The sequence below is a fragment of the Cupriavidus necator N-1 genome, from assembly GCF_000219215.1.
GTDB lineage: Bacteria > Pseudomonadota > Gammaproteobacteria > Burkholderiales > Burkholderiaceae > Cupriavidus > Cupriavidus necator.
Map to the genome: position 1 here is coordinate 1,819,488 of NC_015726.1, position 18,451 is coordinate 1,837,938.

Annotated in this window: 16 protein-coding genes; 12 read left to right on the plus strand and 4 right to left on the minus strand. The window is 62.6% G+C overall.

What is annotated here, in order from left to right:
* The first annotated feature begins 1 nt into the window (after position 1).
* From maiA to CNE_RS08630, 7 genes are all read left to right on the plus strand, one after another.
* Positions 2-607: a maleylacetoacetate isomerase gene (gene maiA / locus CNE_RS39130; protein WP_013956734.1), complete on the plus strand. Its 606-nt coding sequence runs from the start codon at positions 2-4 to the stop codon at positions 605-607.
* 616 nt (positions 608-1,223) lie between these two features.
* On the plus strand, positions 1,224-2,195 hold the full coding sequence (locus CNE_RS08605; RefSeq protein WP_013956736.1) for a LysR family transcriptional regulator: 972 nt from the start codon (positions 1,224-1,226) through the stop codon (positions 2,193-2,195).
* Positions 2,196-2,523: 328 nt separating this feature from the next.
* Positions 2,524-3,864, plus strand: coding sequence for an MFS transporter (locus CNE_RS08610; RefSeq protein WP_013956737.1), 1,341 nt, complete (start codon positions 2,524-2,526; stop codon positions 3,862-3,864).
* A 45-nt stretch (positions 3,865-3,909) separates the two neighbouring features.
* A complete protein-coding gene (locus CNE_RS08615) occupies positions 3,910-5,388 on the plus strand; it encodes an amidohydrolase (RefSeq protein WP_041227916.1) in 1,479 nt (492 codons plus the stop codon).
* Positions 5,385-6,815, plus strand: a complete 1,431-nt coding sequence (locus CNE_RS08620; protein ID WP_013956739.1) for a M20 family metallopeptidase — start codon at positions 5,385-5,387, stop codon at positions 6,813-6,815. The genes CNE_RS08615 and CNE_RS08620 overlap by 4 nt, the downstream gene beginning before the upstream one ends.
* 35 nt (positions 6,816-6,850) lie before the next feature.
* A complete protein-coding gene (locus tag CNE_RS08625) occupies positions 6,851-7,543 on the plus strand; it encodes a hypothetical protein (protein WP_013956740.1) in 693 nt (230 codons plus the stop codon).
* Between the two features lie 174 nt (positions 7,544-7,717).
* Positions 7,718-8,839 carry a porin gene (locus CNE_RS08630; protein ID WP_013956741.1) on the plus strand — a complete coding sequence of 374 codons (1,122 nt, stop codon included), beginning with the start codon at positions 7,718-7,720 and terminating at the stop codon, positions 8,837-8,839.
* Between the two features lie 137 nt (positions 8,840-8,976).
* Here the strand turns inward: CNE_RS08630 and CNE_RS08635 are convergent, their stop codons facing one another.
* On the minus strand, positions 8,977-10,401 hold the full coding sequence (locus tag CNE_RS08635; protein ID WP_013956742.1) for an amidohydrolase: 1,425 nt from the start codon (positions 10,399-10,401) through the stop codon (positions 8,977-8,979).
* Between the two features lie 580 nt (positions 10,402-10,981).
* Between CNE_RS08635 and CNE_RS08640 the strand changes: the two genes are divergently transcribed.
* From CNE_RS08640 to CNE_RS08660, 5 genes are all read left to right on the plus strand, one after another.
* Positions 10,982-11,782, plus strand: a complete 801-nt coding sequence (locus tag CNE_RS08640) for a dihydroorotate dehydrogenase electron transfer subunit (RefSeq protein WP_238553067.1) — start codon at positions 10,982-10,984, stop codon at positions 11,780-11,782.
* Positions 11,776-12,714 (plus strand): dihydroorotate dehydrogenase, encoded by a 939-nt coding sequence (locus tag CNE_RS08645; RefSeq protein ID WP_013956744.1) that lies wholly within the window; start codon positions 11,776-11,778, stop codon positions 12,712-12,714. Before CNE_RS08640 ends, CNE_RS08645 begins: the two co-directional genes overlap by 7 nt.
* Before the next feature lie 26 nt (positions 12,715-12,740).
* Positions 12,741-13,436 (plus strand): hypothetical protein, encoded by a 696-nt coding sequence (locus tag CNE_RS08650; protein WP_013956745.1) that lies wholly within the window; start codon positions 12,741-12,743, stop codon positions 13,434-13,436.
* Positions 13,437-13,540: 104 nt separating this feature from the next.
* Positions 13,541-13,876 carry a hypothetical protein gene (locus CNE_RS08655; RefSeq protein WP_041227918.1) on the plus strand — a complete coding sequence of 112 codons (336 nt, stop codon included), beginning with the start codon at positions 13,541-13,543 and terminating at the stop codon, positions 13,874-13,876.
* Between the two features lie 133 nt (positions 13,877-14,009).
* Positions 14,010-14,555, plus strand: a complete 546-nt coding sequence (locus CNE_RS08660) for a winged helix DNA-binding protein (RefSeq protein WP_013956747.1) — start codon at positions 14,010-14,012, stop codon at positions 14,553-14,555.
* Positions 14,556-14,586: 31 nt separating this feature from the next.
* On the opposite strand, the gene CNE_RS08665 is transcribed toward CNE_RS08660, so the two are convergent.
* From CNE_RS08665 to CNE_RS08675, 3 genes are read right to left on the minus strand one after another with little or no spacing between them, the layout of a single operon-like run.
* The gene (locus CNE_RS08665) at positions 14,587-16,008 is read right to left on the minus strand and encodes an amidase (RefSeq protein WP_013956748.1); all 1,422 of its coding nucleotides are present in this window, start codon (positions 16,006-16,008) and stop codon (positions 14,587-14,589) included.
* A 32-nt stretch (positions 16,009-16,040) separates the two neighbouring features.
* Positions 16,041-17,369 (minus strand): M20 family metallopeptidase, encoded by a 1,329-nt coding sequence (locus CNE_RS08670; RefSeq protein WP_013956749.1) that lies wholly within the window; start codon positions 17,367-17,369, stop codon positions 16,041-16,043.
* A gap of 34 nt (positions 17,370-17,403) precedes the next feature.
* On the minus strand, positions 17,404-18,426 hold the full coding sequence (locus tag CNE_RS08675) for a ring-hydroxylating dioxygenase ferredoxin reductase family protein (RefSeq protein ID WP_013956750.1): 1,023 nt from the start codon (positions 18,424-18,426) through the stop codon (positions 17,404-17,406).
* Positions 18,427-18,451: the final 25 nt, after the last annotated feature.

Consider the following 18,451-nt stretch of genomic DNA (forward strand, 5'->3'; position numbering starts at 1 on the left):
AATGAAGCTATGCTCATTCCGAAACAGCTCGGCAAGCCGACGCGTGCGGATCGCGACTGCGCTGAAGGGCGCTAGTCTTGATATTGTAGAAATCGACCTACCTGCCGGTGAGCAGTTCGGTCATGAGTACCTTTCCGTTAATCCGCAAGGCTTGGTGCCGGCGTTGATCACGGATGACGGGCTTGTGGTTACGCAATCGCTTGCCATCCTGACTTGGTTGGATGCCAAATTTCCAGAGCCGGTATTGCTTGGCCTGACCCAGGCATGCCGCGTGAAAATTCTGGAGTTCCTTAGTGTCGTTGGCTGCGATGTTCATCCGCTTCAGGGGCTAAGGCTTTCGCGATGGCTTGACGAAGCCGGATCGCCGCCGGAAGCCTTTTCGGTCATTGCCAGACGCGCTATATCCGATGGATTGGCGACTTGCGAGCAACTCGTGCATGGCGGAACCCAAAGGTTTTGCTTCTCCAATGAACCTTCGGCTGCAGATATCTGGCTGATTCCGCAGCTGAATAATGCAAGGCGGTTCGGAGTTGACATTACCTCCTACCCGAGGCTAGTCGGCATCGAACAGAGTTGCCTTGCATTGCCTGCGTTTCGCGACGCTTGACGACCTCCGCACATGCGAACGTGCTGCTTGTCGGAGCCACGGCGCTCCAGGCAAAAGCGACCTGCAGCGGTGGATTGCTGCAACTTCTATTTCCGTCTGCAGGATGCGCTGAGCGAGGACGAGGTAACGCCAGCCAGTCGCTATGTCATGTCGGGGGCGTGATCCCCTAAAAGCGGCCGTCATAAGCGAGGGACACACGTGTCCGGACGCTGCCTGACGGCTGCCGTCGTATCTTCGTTGTGGTCGCCGCATGCCAGTTCTGGCCCCCTTGCGGCCCTGCGGCCATCCCCCTTCTGGCCACGCCTTCCCCCGGCAGTGCACCGATTACCCTTCGTCCGCTGATTGCGCGGCGAAGCATCGGTGTGCGCCTGCGGTCGCTCCCGTGAAGGTTCAAATTGACCCCTCCGGAGGCCCATTGGCCTTGTCGGCGGGGCGCACCTCAGGACGGTGACGACAAAAGTCTGCGTGGAGAACAAGGTCGGACGAGCGCTTTTGGTGTTGCTGTTCACTGTTGGTTGCCACCCTGTATGACGTCGACGTCAGCCGGTCAATCGCTATGCTGGCGTACACTTTTGGTTGCCGTGATCCCCGCCCCACATCAGACCGTTACCCCATCATGAAGCTGCATCAGTTTCGCGCACTGGTTGCGATTGCCGATAGCGGCAGCATTCGGAATGCCGCCCGGAATACGGACTACTCCCCAGCCGCAATCACCAAAGCAGTGCGTGAGCTGGAAGAGGAGGTGGGGGTTACCTTGATCGTTCGCGAGACCACGGGCATCACGCTGACGCCAGCGGGACAGGTCCTGCTCGAGCATGCGCGTTTCACAATGGGGGCGATCGCACGCGCTCGCGAGGAAATGGAGGCCTTCGCCAGTCAGCGTAAAAGGACGCTCAAAGTCGCGGTGCCGTCATGGCTTGGCATGACTTTGCTGGGCGAGATCATTGACCGCTTTCAGATCCTGATGCCGGAGACCCAGCTCGAGTTATTCGAGAGCTTTCCGTCCCTGACATTGCCAAAACTTCGTGACGGTACCCTGGACCTGTCGATCGGGCGGTCTTATTCACCAACGCCTGCCGAGCTCAATCAGCTGTCGCTGTTCTCGACGGGATACGCCGTCGTGGCACGCGCAGGGCATCCATTGGCGTCGTGCCGTTCGCTCCAGGAGCTTGCCGGTGCCAGCTGGATCCTCAGCCGCAACTACAAGAGTGAGGACGGCGCATTCCAGGCTGCGTTCCAGGAGTATTGCGACCGCTACGCTCCCCGGATCCACATATCGCATTCGAGTGCCGTCGCAAATAGCCTGGTCGCCAGGACGGACCTGCTCAGCCTGATGCCGTGGCCAATGGCAGAGCTGCTTGTCGCAAAGGATGGGCTGTGTGTGCTTCCGATTCGGGATGCGCTAGCGGATGCGGAAATCACGATTACCTACCGGCGCGGCGTTCCGCTCAGCGCGCCGGCAAAGTGCTTTATCGAGGCGACGATAGCGGTAATCCGCGAGTCAGAGCATTCCACCGACCCGGATAAACGCCGGTTCTTCCATACCGTGGAGTGCCTGCTGAAGGACAAGGACAACATTCCGGCTTAAGGGTAGGAGGGGGTAGGTCTTATTCCCCGAGTTCCCCATCCTCCCATTCGCGAGCATTGATGCTGATCCCTAGTCAGGTGCAGGCCAATAGGCGAACTCGCACCAGGCATGTGCCTGGGCCAGCGATGCTCGCCGGGACCCGTGAAGCACATCATCTCCCTTTGACGGGACATGCACATTCCATCGCGTTTGGCAAGCCAGTGGGCAGCGTGCCAAGGCAAGCGTCCGAGCTTCAGGGAAGCCACCACATTGACGTACTCAAAAACGAGGGCCACTATTTATTGCGTTGTGACGACAGTGTCATCACCAGTTCAATACGGAGACAGATGTGCCCCAGGACTCAATCGCAGCCGATAAGGCGATCCGCAACAAAGCGAAGAGCTCATCCCATGGAAGCATCATTGCGGTTGTGGCCGGCAATGCGCTTGAGTTCTACGACTTCACCGTTTACGCCTTCTTCGCCGTATTTATCGGGAAGGCATTCTTCCCATCCTTCTCGCCGGCGAGTCAACTGATTGCCTCGGTCGCCGTGTTTGGCGCCGGATTCGTTGCGCGGCCGCTCGGCGGGATCCTCATCGGCGCCTATGCGGACCGGGCGGGGCGCAAGGCAGCGCTGACGCTCACGATCGGCCTGATGGCCCTGGGTACGGCCATTATCGCGTTCACGCCGACGCATCAGTCGATCGGTCTTGCTGCCCCTGTCCTGGTGGTCATTGGCCGTCTGTTGCAGGGGTTCTCCGCAGGCGGCGAAACCGGACCCGCCACGACCTACCTGCTTGAGATGGCATCGGAGGGTCGCCGGGGTTTCTATACGAGCTGGCAGATTGCCACCCAAGGCATTGCCGCATTGCTTGGCGGCCTGGTTGGCTACATCGTGTCGTCGGTGATGTCGGAAAGCGCGCTCGCGGACTGGGGATGGCGTATTCCGTTTGTCTTCGGCCTGCTGATTGCCCCGGTCGGCCTGTATATCCGAAACCGGCTGCATGAGACGCTGGATGCCGAGAGTGCCGTCAAGAACACCGGCGAACTGATCTCGACCATCGTCCGTGGTCATTTGCCGGATCTGCTGATCGCATGCTGCGTGCTGATCGGCCCGACCGTGACCGTCTACATCGTCGGTCATTACATGACCTCGTATGGCATTCGCGTGCTGCACCTTCCCACGTCGACTTCCATGCTGGTGGGACTGACTACCGGAGCGGTCGGTCTCGTCACCTCGCTGTTCGCGGGTCTCCTCTACGACCGTTTCCCACGGTCCAGGCTGATCGTGCTGCCGCAGTTCATTTCTGTGACCGCGATCCTGCCCGTCTTCTCCTGGGTGATCGAGCGTGGCACCGGCAGTGTGTTCCTGACCATGATTGCCGTGCTGACCTTCTTCCGCGTGCTGATGGCCCCGTTCCATCTCTGCTTCATACCGGAGATCTTCCCGAAGGCGGTTCGCAGCACTTGCGTGTCGATCTGCTACAGCGTTCCCACCACGATCTTTGGCGGCAGTGCGCAACTGGTCGTCGCCTGGATGGCCAGCGTGTTCCCAAATCCCATGAGCCCCGCCTGGTACCTGGTCGCTACCAATGTCGTATCCCTCGGTGCGGTGTTCTGGCTGTACCTCCGTCGGAACCGGAAGGCCCAGGGGCGCTCCAGCACGCTGGACAGCGCTATCCAGGTCTGAACAGATATCAACCAAGAGGTCCAAGGGATGGAGCCTTCAGAGAACATGCATGAGATCGACCAGGAAATCGCCGAGCGAATCGAGGCTTATCGTCCGCTTTGCTCGCATCTGAGTGATCGTCTTTGGGATTTCGCGGAAACGGCGTACGACGAGCATGAGTCGGTCGAACTCCAGGTCCGCGAACTCGAAACGAACGGCTTTCGCGTGACGAGAGACGTGGCGGGGATCCCTACCGCGTTTATCGCGGAAGCGGGCAGCGAGGGGCCGGTCATCGGTTTCCTTGGCGAGTACGACGCATTGCCCCAACTGAGCCAGGAAGCGGACGCCACGGCGCGGGCGCCACGCGTCGCCGCGGGAAACGGGCACGGTTGCGGGCACAACCTGCTGGGTGGCGCAACGCTTCTTGCCGCCCTCGCGGTGAAGGACTGGCTGCAGAGCACCGGGCGCCCCGGGCGGGTGCGGTACTACGGTTGCCCGGCGGAAGAGGGTGGCGCCGGCAAGGTCTTCATGACGCGGGCGGGTGCCTTCGACGGACTCGACGCGGCGCTGACATGGCATCCGGCCAGCATCCTTGCCATCGACGCGATGGCTACGCTTGCGACCATCCATGTCCGCTTCACGTTCACGGGTGTCGCCGCGCATGCCGCGGCCGCGCCGCACCTCGGGCGCAGCGCCCTGGACGCGGTGACGCTGATGAACGTGGCGGCCAACTACCTCAGGGAACATATCCCGAGCGATGCACGGCTGCACTACGCCATCCACGATACCGGAGGCATTGCACCGAATGTGGTGCAGGCGAGGGCGGAGGTGGTTTACCAGCTTCGCTCCCCGGAGCTTGCCGTGGTGCAGTCGATCATGGAGCGCCTGCGCAAGATCGCGCAAGGCGCGGCCATGATGACCGGTACCTCGATGGCGTATCGCATTGAGCGGGCAATGTCCAATATGCGCCCCAACAATGTCCTGTCCGAGCTGATGTATGCGCGCATGCAGGCGCTTGGGCCCACGCCCTTCGATGAGGCCGATCGCGCCTTTGCGGCCCGGATGCAGGCAGCCATTTCGGCGGAGGAAGCGAAGGCGAGCCTGCAGATATTCGGCGCCCAGCGGCTGTCAGGCGTGCTGCATGAGGGCGTGCTGCCGGCAGTGGTCATGCCGGCGGTCCTCAGCGCCTCGACAGATGTCGGCGACGTGAGCTGGGTCGTACCGACGGCACGGTGCCTCGGCGCGTGCTTTGCGCTCGGCACTCCCTTCCATTCCTGGCAGCTCGTCGCACAGGGCAAGGCGTCCGTGGCCCACAAGGGCATGACCCATACGGCAAAGATCATGGCGGCAACCGCTGCCGCACTGTTTGCCGATCGGGAAGCCCTCGCGCAGGCAAAGGAGGAGTTCCGGCAGGCAGCGGCAGAGCATCCGTACAAATGCCCGATTCCGGATGACGTCCGGCCACCCGTGGTCAAGCCTGCGGCCCGGCTACGCGGCACGATGCGTGGCGCATTCCCGAATCAATATGCAGGAGTCAGCGCGTGAGAGCAGAAGGACAAAAATATACGGACCTCGTCGGCAACGTGATCGAGGCCAGGCGGGACGCCTATATCGCGCTGGCGGACCGTATCTGGGACCTTGCGGAGACGCGCTGGCAGGAATTTCAATCGGTCGAGGCCCAGATTGAATTGCTTGAGCGCGAGGGCTTCCGCATCACGCGCAATCTCGGGGGGCTGCCCACCGCGTTCATGGCTGAAGCCGGCGAGAGCGGTCCCATCGCGGGATTCCTGGGGGAGTACGACGCATTGTCGAACATGAGCCAGAAGCCGGGGGCCATCGAAGCACGCCATCTCTGTAACGGGGCCAGCGGACATGGCTGCGGTCATCACTTGCTCGGGGTGGGCGCGATGCTCGCTGCCGTCGCCGCCCGGGATGGCAACGCCAGGCATGGCCGGGCGGGCATCGTTCGATACTATGGCTGCCCGGCGGAGGAGGGCGGCGCTGGGAAAGCCTTCATGGCCCGCGAAGGCGTTTTCGACGATCTGGATTTTGCGTTGACCTGGCATCCGGGGCCTTTCTCCGGAATCTTCAGGTACAAGGCGCTCGCTGTCATCCAGGCCGCATTCCGTTTCTCGGGCATTGCGTCACATGCCGCGGCATCGCCGCACCTGGGCCGGAGCGCGCTCGATGCTGTCGAGCTGATGAACGTCGGGGTGAATTTCCTGCGCGAGCACATGCCCCAGGAGGCCAGGGTGCATTACGCGATCACCGACGCAGGCGGCAAGGCGCCCAATGTCGTGCAGGAGAAGGCAGAGGTGCTCTATGTCGTGCGCGCGCCGGATATCGTGGGGGCGCGTGAGCTGTTCGAGCGCGTCCGGCAGATCGCTGAGGCTGCGGCGTTAATGACCGAGACATCTGTCACGATGGAGTTTGACCGGGCCTGTTCGGATGTCATTCGCAACGGAGTCATCGAGAACCTGATGATGCGCAATCTCGAGGCGCTGGGCAGTCCGCCTTTCGACGAGTCGGACGACGCCTTTGCCGCGCGGCTGGAAGCAAGTTTCAGCGCCGAGGATCTGCGTGAATGCATGGCTTCCTATAACGGCCCGGCGAACGCCCGCGGGCTGTGGCAGGCGCCGCTTGCCCTGGCAGGCGAGCCTGGCACCTTGACGGGCTCCAGCGATGTGGGCGACGTGAGCTGGATTGTGCCGACGACCCAGTACCTCGGCGCTTGCTACGCCGTGGGAACCCTTATGCATACCTGGCAACTGGTTGCCCAGGGCAAGCTGCCGGCTGCCCATAAGGGAATGCTGCACGCTGCCAAGGTCATGGCGGCGACCGCCCTGGATATGCTCAGTCATCCGGAGTGGATTGCCGAGGCAAAGGCTGAGCACCGGTGGCGCACTGGTGGGCGCAGCTACATCAGCCCGATTCCGCCGGACGTTATTGCGGCGCCACTACGAGGCCGCTGAGTTGGTCTGGTTCTCTGATTTTCATTCTTCGTGTCATGACATTCTCCTACTTCCTCACCGCCGCCAAGCCATCCGATCCCACGCTACGTCTTGATTCCGGGCAAAAATCGCAACTGGCCAATGCAGTTCGCATGACGCCGGGGCTGGTACGCGCGGAGCTATATACGCCTGCCGAAGTGCAGACCTACCACCGCGACGGATCCGGACCCATGCTTGGCTTGCGGCTGGAATTCGCCACCCTGCCGGAACTTGAATCCCAGGTTTGTCGGGGCGGGTATCTGTACCGCGAATTTGGCGCATCGAGCTTCTTCGCTCAGGCAGGCATGCGTGTCGATCACCAGGCGATGCTGACGCGCAATCTTCTCCGGTTGAATTCCGAAGGGCTGGAAACCGAACTCTGCAGCTATCTGGTCCATTACCCCGGGGCTGCGGAAAACCTGAATGACTGGCTCGGATACTACCTGAGGCACCATCCGCAAATCATGCGGGAATATCCTTCCGTGCGTCAGATCAACGTTTTCACGCGCGTTGACTGGTACGACGACATGCCGTGGGAGCGGGTGGACTACATGCAGAGAAATATGTTGTCCTTCCCCTCTGCCGAGGCGTTGCTGGCGGCGCTCGGCTCACCGGTGAGAGACAAGATGCGGGCGGACTCCGCATCATTTCCGGCATTTAGTGGTGGTGCGATGCATTACCCGATGCTCACCCGGATCATCACGCCGTAATTAACCGGTCGCCCGCCATCGGGCGGCAGTATTCCCCCCCTCAATTCACATGGGCCGGCCTTGCCTTGCAAGGCCGCAGAGGGCTTCGTCCGTTGAAAACAATAACTTGTCTGCACAGCCTTTGCTGGTAGCGGACGGGATTCCCTCATCCCAAATAAAGTAGTCGGAGAAATCATGTTATCCCTGCAGCAGGTCGCACGTTTTTTCGTTGGCTCTTCATTTGCCGTGGGCTGTTCCATGGCTTATGCGGAGGAGCCCTTCCAGATACTGGTGCCGGATAACCTGGCAGGAAAGAGCGGCCTCATCCTTTATGGTGTAGCGGATGCGGGGATCCAGTATTCCCGAGCGGGCAGCAACCGGCTACTCCAGGAGGAGAGCGGCGCTGGCGCTACCTCGCGCATCGGCTTTCTGGGCGTCGAGCAGCTAGGAAATGGCTTGTCCGTTCGTTTCAATCTGGAGAGTGCGCTCAAGCTGAAGAACGGCACCGCCGGTGGCACCACCATGCAGGGGGATTCGAGCCTGTTCAACCGGGAATCGAACGTGTCCCTGGTGTCCACTCAATGGGGGCGCATCCGGCTCGGACGGCAGTATCCGACAGAGCTCTCAACCAATATTGATCCCTTCTATGGCGTCGGTGCATTCTCGCCGCTCGCATCGTTGGTGGCGCTGAGCTCCGATCTTGGCAAGGGAGCGACCATTGGCGACTCCCGGATCAGCGACGCTGTCTCCTACACTACGCCGATCATCGGCGGGCTCCAGGTGGAGTACTTGTATGCGCCGCGAGGCGTCACGACGCAGGGGTTTCCCAAGGCGAGCTTCCAGGGCGCGCAGGTCGAATATACGAACGGACCGCTTTACCTTGGTGCCTTCTACGATGTGATCAAGACCGACCCCACGGCAGGCCTGAGCTCTGTCAAGAACCGGTGGCTGGGTGCAGGCGGGATGTACACGTTCAAGGGCGGCGTGAACCTGACATACGAGTACAACATGACCAACCCGGACAAGGAGGGCTACCTGGTCGCCAACAGCCACATGATCGGGCTCAGTGTGCCGAATGGTCGTGACTGGATCAAGTTTTCGGCGGTCTACCGCACCGTTGCCGGGCAAGCGGACCGTGATTCCCTCGCCATCGGGCTTGGCTACGACTACAACATGTCGAAGACGTCGGCCTTGTATGCTCGGCTGGGTTATGTGCTGAACCAGAAGAAGGCTATCGGTTCACTGGCGAATGTGGTGCTCAGCCAGCCCGGTGACGATGTCAGCGTCGTTGCCTTGGGTATTCGGATGCGCTTTTGACGGGCATCGAAATGCGAGCGGCGCCGCGCACGTAAATGCGCGGCGCCGCTCGGTGTGGATGGATTTGAAGGTGAGAAAGTGGGGATGAGTATCCCGGGGTAGCGCCTGGCAGCGCCCCCGGAAATTACGCTTCCTGGCTATGAGCGTGCAGGCGGCGGAAGGACATCTGGCGGGATCGGACATGCATACGGACGCCGACCCCGCTTTCGCAGGAGTTCTTCCTTGGCTTGCAGTAGCGTCTCCGGCTTTCCGGCAAGATCGATTGCGGTGGCGGCGAGCGTCTTGGCTGCGAGCAACATGCCCTTGTGCGCCAGCGAGAGCTTCCCTTGCGACACCATCTGCCAGGAATGGAAACCGGTGCCAAATGCGTAACATGCGGTCAGGCATTGGGTGGTAGGCACGACCCAGCTCACGTCACCGACATCGGTCGATCCCGTGACGGGACGTACGACGTCGGGGGAATAAGGGAGAATCTCAGGGACGATCGGCCGCGGGTCGCGCAAGGCGGCGGCAAAGTGGCGGGAGGAGTTGGCAAGATCCTCTTCGGCGATCGTGGACTGGATCGCGGTAGCAAAGCGGGTCTCGTCGGTGCTGACGTCAAAGCCGCCGATCGCGCGCATATTGCGATCCAGGACGTGATCCAGGGTGTCATTGTGCAGGACATTCGAGACCGCCTTGTCGAAGACAATCTCCAGGCGGGTTCCGGTCATGAGCGCCGCGCCCTCGGCAATATCCTTGACCCGTTTGAAAAGGTCCATGGCCTCCTCGCTCCGAGGGGACCGGATCGTGTAGAGGACTTCCGCAAGCACGGGAATCACATTGGTCGAGATGCCCCCGGAATTGATGTACGCAAAATGTACCCGGGCCTGATCTGGCATGTGCTCACGGAGGTAATTGACGCCGATATTCATCAGCTCGGCCGCATCCAGCGCACTGCGTCCCAGGTGGGGCGCCAAGGCGGCATGCGATGCCTTTCCATGAAAGCGGAAATACGCCTGGACATTTGCCAGGGTTGCGTTCATGAACACGGAGTTGGCGACCGAAGGGTGCCAGCTCAGCGCGACATCCAGGTCGTCAAACAGGCCATCGCGCGCCATGAATGTCTTACCCGCGGCAGCCTCTTCGGCCGGGCATCCGTAGAAGCGGACGGTCGCCCCGATATTGTTGGCGGCAAAGTAGTCTCGCGCCACCACCGCGGCCAGATGCGCTGCGGTGCCAAGCAGATGGTGGCCGCAGCCGTGCCCGTTGCCATTTTCAGCCCCGGCCGCCGGCATGCAGCTGAGCGCGCCGCTTTCCTGGCTCAGGCCTGCGAGTGCGTCGTACTCGCCAAGGAAACCGATGACCGGCCCACCGGAGCCGGCCTCGGCAACAAAGGCAGTTGGCATGCCAGCCACACCACGCCTGACCTTGAAGCCGCTCTGTTCAATCTGCGCGGCATGCAGCTCCGCCGAGCGGAACTCTGCGTAACGCATCTCGGCGAACGACCAGATATTGTTGGCCAGGGAGATGTACTGGTGCCGCTTCGTCTCGATGAGGTCGACGACGCTTTCTATGTGTTTCACTGGAACTCCGGGGGATGGTCACATGGCCTGACAGGCTAGTCCTCCCACCGGGCTTGCGGAAGGCTGGCGCACGTGCCGGCGTTCACTGCTGGTTGCCCCCTTGAAGCGAGGTTTCACCAGCGTGCGGAAGGCCCCGCGGCGTCACGACGGCGTGGCGTTGCCGACCGGTTTCGGCATCTGGCTGGAGCAGGGACCGCGTAAATAGGTATCCCTGATAGGCAAACATAATTCGCTAATGGGAAGATTGCCCCCCAATGGCGCACACGGCTGGCAATAGACCGGCGAACGCTGCACACGCAAGTAACCTTCCTTGACTTTCGCCTAGTCCAAAAATAGAATGACATTCGTTATTCGATTGCGGTGACGCCATCGATATCGGCAGAGGTAGTTCGCAGTCGCCGAGACGCGCATGCCTCACGGACTGGTACCCGTAACCCGGTGGACATGGAGGAGGCGCCACCCGCCGAGGACATAGCAACCCCTATATGGAGGAAGTCGGATGTTAGAGCTAGAGGACGCAGTGGAAGCACCGCCGTGCTGCCATTCATCGCAGGGTTGCGGGCCAGAGCCGCAATTCGCGGTGGCCGAGAATCTTTGCCGGGTGGTCAGCAACCAGTGGGTGAACGACGAATACAAGCATCTCATCGTCAATGCGCCCGAAGTCGCGTTACGCGCACAGCCTGGGCAGTTCTTCCATCTGGCCTGCCCGCCGGACCAGAACGGTGCCGCCTTGTTGCGCCGGCCCATGAGCTTGTACAGGGTGTCGTCGCACGAGGGGACGATTGAGTTTCTGTACAAGGTCCAGGGCCTGGGCACGCGAGGCCTGGCCGGGCTGCGCGCCGGGGATACGTTGGATGCGCTGGGACCGGTGGGCCGCGGCTTCGCCGTGCCTGCCAGCGCCGCGCACATCCTGCTGCTGGCCCGCGGAGTGGGGCTGGCGACCCTGACGCCCCTGGCAGACTGGGCGCGCAGCAAGGGGGTGTCGGTCACCGCTGTGCTGAGCGCAAGGTCCGAGGGTCTGGTGATGTCCGCGGACTACCTCAGGGAGGCCGGCGCCAACGTGCTCATCGTCACGGACGAAGACGGCACCAGCCAGGTGGACCACGTCGAGGCCCTGATCCGCAGCACGCACGCCGCGCGCAGGCTGGACTACGTCGCCACCTGCGGTTCGAACCGGCTGCTGCAGTTGCTGCAGCGGATTACCGCCGACCTCGACGTCCCGGGACAGATTGCACTTGAGCAGCATATGGGCTGCGCACTGGGCGCCTGTTTTGCCTGCGTCCGGCCGTTCCGCAGGCAGGCGGACACGCAGGATCTCACCTATCGCAGGGTCTGCTGGGAAGGCCCCGTGTTCGACCTCCAGGAGACCGTATCGTGGTAGATCTCAGTGTGGAAATTGGCTCGCTCAGGTTGCAGAATCCGGTCATGCCGGCGTCCGGCACCTTTGCCGAAGGCCTGGCCGATGTGTTCGACCTGAACCGGCTTGGCGCCATCGTGACCAAGACGATCACCGACGACTTGCGGGAAGGCAATCCGCCGCCTCGCGTGGCGGAATTCAAGGACGCGACGTTATTCTCGATCGGTATCCCGAGCAAGGGCGGGGACTACTATCTGAAGGAGACGGTGCCTTTCTATCGGGCATACCAGCCGCCGCTGATCGCCAGTATCTCGGCAAACACGGTGGAAGAGTTTGGCAGGCTGGCGCGCAAGCTGTCCGTACCGGGGGTGGCGGCGATCGAGGCCAATGTGTCCTGTCCGAACCTCAAGAAGGACGGGCAGGCCTTCGGCATGGACCCAGATGCGACCTTTCAGGTGGTTCGCGCCATGAAGGCCGCCTCTGACCTGCCAGTCTGGCCCAAGATGACACCCAATGCGGGCAATGTCGTGGAAGTTGCACTGGCGGCCCAGGCCGCTGGTGCGGACGCGCTTGTCGTCAGCAATGCCATCCTGGCCATGGCGATCGATGTGGAGACGCGCCGTCCCCGGGTTGCCAACCTAATGGGCGGCCTGACGGGGCCGGCCACCAAGCCAATCATGCTGCGTATCGCCTATCAGTGCGCGCAGGCGGTGACGATTCCGGTGATCGGATGCGGCGGCATCACGACAGCGGAGGACGCCATCGAGTTCCTGCTCGCTGGCGCGACAGCCGTGCAGGTGGGCACGGCCAGCTTCCTCTCTCCGCAAACGATGCCCAACGTCATCGATGGCATCATGGCGTACTGCGAGCGCAAGGGGGTCGCCCGGGTGCGTGACCTCATCGGCGCCATGGAGTTGTTCGATGCGCCCGCCATTGCGGCGGGGGCAGGGCACTGACGGACACAGGACTCGGGAGACACATCGTGCAATTTTCCTATCTTGTCACCTTCGAGAGCGCGGATCCGGCTATCCGTATTGGCGCCGAGGACTTCCAGCGGGTTGCCGACATCGTCAGGGGCACGCCACAGCTGCGTCGCGCGCGGCTCTATACGCCCGAAAGCGCGAAGGACTACTACACGGATGACGGTCCTTCTCCGCCATTTGCGATGCAGCTGGATTTCGACACCCTCGCGGCGCTGGAAGCGGCAATCGCGGCGGACGGTCACCTTCAGGCCGTGGCGCGGCTGGCGCTGCCAAGCTTGCAAGGGTGCACAGTCACGCAACAGGTCATGGCCCGGCGTCCGTTTCCCGTCGACGATCCTGTCGGCCGGACGCCCGCCGACAGCGTGCCATGCAGCTTCCTGGTTCACTATCCCGGATACGCCGACGATTTCGATGCGTGGCTGAACTACTACCTGTCCCACCATCCGCAAATCATGCGCTTCTTTCCGGGGGTACGCGAAATCGAGATCTTCACGCAGGTGGACTGGGTGGATGCGATGCCGTGGAAGCGGGTTCATTACATGCAGCGGAACAAGCTGGTCTTCGATAACGCAGCGGCAATCACCGCGGCGATGAATTCTTCCGTCCGGCATGACATGCGCGCGGATTTCGAGAAGTTCCCACGATTCCACGGCAGCAATGTCCACTTCCCGATGGCGACGTACACCTGGCCGTAGTGCAGGCCTTCTGGCAACGCGATCAACTGGATTGACGCAGCTGGCTATATCTTAGCGAGATCAAAGGAGAGGGATATTCATTTCCGCGCAGCTTGCGCCTCGAGATGGCAGGCAACTTGCCCGTCTATCGAATGATCGATGGAAAGGGCCGGCCGCATACGGTGTCCGCAACTGACGGCCGCGTGATCGATCACGTCGATGCGGGCATCGCGCGCGCCACGGCGCAGCAGGTCACCGGCAAGCCGGCTCGCCGGATGGAGACAATTGAGCGCGACCAGTGGACCGTGCCGAACGGTCTGAATGCATGGCGTCCGCTGCATCGGATCGCGGTCGATGACGGGCGGGGCACCGAGCTCTATGTTTCGGCGAAGATCGGCGAGATCATGCGCCACACGCATCGCGCCGAGCGTTTCTGGAACTGGCTCGGATCGGTGCAATGAAGGGCGGTCGGCACAATCCGCTGTCCGGCAACCTGTCTGCTTCCAAGTACGCCTCAGCGTTGTGGGATAATCCAGTCTCGCTCTTCTGCCGCCTCCGCCAGGTGGCTCTGAAATCAATAGGCGCAGTCAACTCATGGAACCGAAATTTCAACGCGGGTGGCATCTGGCAAAAACCGACCTGGAGCAGAAGGCCACCGAGTTCGAGTGGGCCTTGATCCGGTTCCATGAATCGTTTTCCAGGTTCGTGTTGTCCACCGGGATGGTGACGATTGCCGCCGACGTGGATATGAAGTACGAAGAGCACGTCATTCTCCACGTCATCAGGATGCAGGACCGGCCAAAGAATAGTGCCACCATTGCGCGCCTGATGAACCGCGACGATATCCCGAATATTCAGTACAGCTTGCGCAAGCTGGAAGCGGCCGGTCTGATCGAAAAGCAGCGAGAAAAGAACAGCAAGACCTTTGCGTACACCGTCAGTGAACTGGGAGTCCGGCTGACGGACGAGTATTACAAGGTCAGGGCCGAGATCCTGGTGAAGCGGCTGGAGGAAATCAGCGAGGTGTCTGAGAAATTTGAAAGGACATCGCGCTTCCTTTCGCTGCTGACCGGCATCTATGAGGAAGCCGCGCGCGATTCGGCGACGATCACACCGTTGCGGGAAGACGGGCAGGAGTGAGATCAGGCCAGCATTGCCCAGCCTGATCTCATCATGCAGCGTCAGCGCGCCTGACGCCAATCTCCGGGTGATAGCGGTGCCAGTCGGTGGCCTGCTGGAATGCCATGCCGGCACGGCACAGCAGAGCTTCGTCACCATGACGCGCCACCAGCTGGAATGCGATTGGCATGCCGTCCGCCGTGAATCCACATGGCAGCGTGATCGCGGGATGCCCGGTGGAGTTGAACGGCGCCGTGAACTGGATCAGCCGGCTGTTCAGTTCCGGATCTTGCGCCAGCGCACCCAGCTGTTCATGCGTCGGTGCGGCGAAAGGCTGTACCGGGACGACCAGCAGATCGATGTCCTGCATCAGCTTGTTGACCTTGCCACGGAAGGCAGCACGGTTCAGCAAGGCTTGCTGATAGCGCATGCCGTTGGTAGTGCGACCAATCTCGATCAGCCGGGTCAGCGCTGGCCCATATTCCGCCGACAGGCGCGGGAACGTCCCCGCATGCGCCACGGCGACTTCGACGCCGCAGTTGATTTCCCATTCGTCGACCACGGTGCGTACTGCGGGAAAGCGAACCTCCCGGACCTGCCCGTCAAGCGCCTTGAGCACGTCGATGGCCCGGTCCACGGCCTGGCTGATGACGTCATCCGTCCCATCGCTGTTCCATTGCACATCGACACCGATGCGCAGACCGCGCAGGTCGCTCCCCTCGGCAGGTAAATCGAGGTGCGAGGGTGGCAGCGAAGTCGGATCCAGCGGGTCGTGGCCGGCAATGGTCCCTAGCATCAGCGCGGCATCGGCTGCGCTGCGTGCGATCGGACCCACATGATCAAGGCTCGCACCGAGCTCGAATACCCCGTGGCGGCTGACCCGGCCCCACGTCGGCTTGATGCCGGTCAGGCCGTTGGCTGCCGCCGGGAAGCGGATCGAGCCGCCGGTGTCCGTGCCGATCGATGCGTAGCAAAGCCCGGCGGCCGTGGCGACACCGGAGCCGCTGGAAGAGGCGCCGGCCCAGTGGTTGGGGTGCCAGGGATTGACCGGCTCCGGTATGCTCGGGTGATGGGTGGCGAAGGCGCCTTCGGTCAGCTGCAGCTTGCCCAGCACGATGGCGCCGGCATCCCGCAGCTTGCGCACGACGGTGGCATCTTCCGTCGGGATAAAGTTCTTGTGAATCGTGGTGCCGGCGGCGGTTGGCGATCCGGCCAGCCAGCAGAGGTCCTTGACCGCCACCGGCACGCCGTGCAGTGCGCCGAGCGGGCCGCCGTGCATCAGCGCCCGTTCGGCGTCGCGTGCCTGTTCCAGCGCCTGTTCAGGCAGGACCAGGGCGTAGCTGTGCAGCGCCGGATCGAGGTCGGAGATTCGTTCAAGGATGGCTTCGGTAGCTTCTACAGGCGAGATGTCGCGCGCGCGGATCTTGCGTGCAAGCTCCGCGGCTTCCCAGTAGTGGAGGTCTGCGTTCGGCATAAGCAATGGGTCGGGAAGTTTGTCGGGAGTCCTCAGCGCAAGCCGAGTTCTGCGCGTCTGCGCGTCAGCGTATCGATCACGGCGTACATGATCTTGCGCGCGCAAGGCAGCAGGTCCGGGACATAGGTGGCACCCATGCCGCCCAGGCCTTCGGCCACGCTTTCGGGCGAACCCTGCGCCGGCCATGGCCAGCCGATGCGTGCGGTTGGAATGCCGAAGCGGCGCAGCGCTGCGCCGTCGGTCTGTCCGCCCAGCAGCTCGGGAATGCCATGCGGGCGCGCTTCGATATGCTCCCATCCGCGCCTGGCCGACTGGACGATCCAGTTGGACGGCGCGGTGGTGCCGCCCGGAACGGAGCCATACATCTCCCAGTCCAGATCGAGTTCCGGGTGCCGTGCGCGCAGTTCCGCGACGAACTGCGCGAACTGGGCCTTGACGTCGGCCGGGCTGGTGCGCGGATTGATGCGGACATCAAAGAAGATCTCTGTGACCGCCGAAGGAAACGCCGGCCGCTCCGGCCAGCCGGCGCGCACGCCGGCGATCCAGCCGTGCGGCTTGACGACGCCGGAGGTATTGCGGTCCGCATAGTCGACCAGCCACTGCTCCAGTTCCAGGATGAACTGCGCGGCTGGTACCACCGAGCTGCGAAAGCCGGGGGTGCCGCGCGGAACGCCCGCATAGCCCAGCGTGCCGTTCACCCGCAGTTTGAACCAGCCCATGCCCGGCTCTTCGTGATAGACCCAGTTCCACGGCTTCATGATGATGGCGAAGTCCGGCGCCACACCGCGGGACAGCAAGTGTGTGACGCCCCCTGACATGCCGGCATGGTCCCGTTCGGCGATATCGACGGGCATGCCGCCGTCGGCCGTCGCCAGGATCAGGTCGCCAACCAGCGGAACGCCGGCCTCGATCAGCGCCGTCGCGACCTCCGTCAGCGTCGCCACCATGGCCTTCGGGTTGGACGAGCCGAGGCCATAGACCCAGTCTCCCACCGTTCTTGCGGCAGGCTGCAGGTCGACATGGTCGGTGGTGCCTGTCCATGGATGGTCACTGGCATCGCCTTCCAGATGTGTGTCGATCGGTGCGTACAGCATCAGCGCGGCGCCGCCGCCGCTGCCCCGCTTTTCCCCGACGGCATTGCCCGTACGGGCATTCATCGGGCGGTATGCCGAGCTAAGGCCCACGCTGGACATATAGCCGGCCATGAACTGGTTGATGTCGCGCACAGCGCCGGTCGGGCTATGGATGTCCGTCAGGTTGGACAGAAGTTGCTGCAGGCGCCTGGCATCGATCCGGGCGCATGCCTTTTCGTACCAGTCTTGCTGCTCTGGCGAAAAGGGAAGGGCAATGGTGGGCTCCACGATGGCTGTCTCCCGTGATTCCTGTGGTGATCCGCTAGTTCGACGGTGCGAACTGCTCGGCGTAAATGTTCTCCGGGCGAACCCCGATCTGGGCGAGACGGTGCGTGGCCGCCTCGATCATCGCGGGAGGGCCGCACAGATAGGCGACGGTGTCGGCGTGCATGGCATCGTCTTCCCGGATGGCATCGACCGGGTTGCCGCTCAGCAACTCTCCCGTCGCGCCCCGGTCCACCGATATTCGCGCCGACAGGCCGGGCAGCCATTGCTCGCGCAGCGCGATGTCATCCAGGCAGAACAGCGTATCGGGCGTGGCGCAGCCAAAGCTGAGCATCACGGGCGGCTTGCGGCCCGACGTGTTGCGGATCGTATCGATCATGGACAGGATCGGCGCCAGGCCGGTCCCGCCCGCCACCATGATGTGCGGCGCCCGCACCTTCTCCCGCAGGAAGAAGCTGCCATAAGGACCCTCAAGCTCCAGCACGTCGTCGCGCGCGGCGCGATGTTCCAGATAGCCGGACATGACGCCGTCATGCAGCAGGCGGATCAGCAGCTCGATCTTCGGCAGCTCGGCAGCGGTGCTGGCAGGCGAATAGCTGCGCACGATGTCGGTGCCGGGAACGCGGACCTGGATGAACTGGCCCGGCTTGAAGTCGAAGGACTCGCCTTCGGCCAGCTCCAGCGTGAGACGCACGACATTGGGCGCCAGCTTTTCGACGCTGTCGACAAAGGCGTTGACCTTCACAGCACGCCCGGCGCCGGCATCGCTCTCGTAGTTCAGGTCGAAGGTACAGTCGGTTTCGGGCTCGGTCAGGCACAGCAGGCGCTCGCCCGCCTCGTATTCGCTGCGCAGCAGCGTCGAGCTGGCGCCGGCGCGCATGCCCGCCTGGCCTTCGGCCAGCCGCGCCGTGCAGCTCGAACAGCTGCCGGAGCGGCACTGGTGGATCAGCGGCACGCCGGCGGCGAGAGCGGCGTCAAGCACGCTCTCGCCGTGCGGCACGGCAACCGATCGGGTGGTTCCGTCGCGAAAACGCAGTGCGACGTTCTTGACAGTAGACATACAGATACCTCGGTTGCCGCCTGGA

What these genes read in the sequence shown, in the direction of transcription:
- CNE_RS08655 (WP_041227918.1), top strand. Translation starts at nt 13,541, where the DNA reads ATGGCAGGCAACTTGCCCGTCTATCGAATGATCGATGGAAAGGGCCGG.
- CNE_RS08675 (WP_013956750.1), bottom strand. Translation starts at nt 18,426, where the DNA reads ATGTCTACTGTCAAGAACGTCGCACTGCGTTTTCGCGACGGAACCACC.
- CNE_RS08665 (WP_013956748.1), bottom strand. Translation starts at nt 16,008, where the DNA reads ATGCCGAACGCAGACCTCCACTACTGGGAAGCCGCGGAGCTTGCACGC.
- CNE_RS08605 (WP_013956736.1), top strand. Translation starts at nt 1,224, where the DNA reads ATGAAGCTGCATCAGTTTCGCGCACTGGTTGCGATTGCCGATAGCGGC.
- CNE_RS08615 (WP_041227916.1), top strand. Translation starts at nt 3,910, where the DNA reads ATGCATGAGATCGACCAGGAAATCGCCGAGCGAATCGAGGCTTATCGT.
- maiA (WP_013956734.1), top strand. Translation starts at nt 2, where the DNA reads ATGAAGCTATGCTCATTCCGAAACAGCTCGGCAAGCCGACGCGTGCGG.
- CNE_RS08660 (WP_013956747.1), top strand. Translation starts at nt 14,010, where the DNA reads ATGGAACCGAAATTTCAACGCGGGTGGCATCTGGCAAAAACCGACCTG.
- CNE_RS08630 (WP_013956741.1), top strand. Translation starts at nt 7,718, where the DNA reads ATGTTATCCCTGCAGCAGGTCGCACGTTTTTTCGTTGGCTCTTCATTT.
- CNE_RS08625 (WP_013956740.1), top strand. Translation starts at nt 6,851, where the DNA reads ATGACATTCTCCTACTTCCTCACCGCCGCCAAGCCATCCGATCCCACG.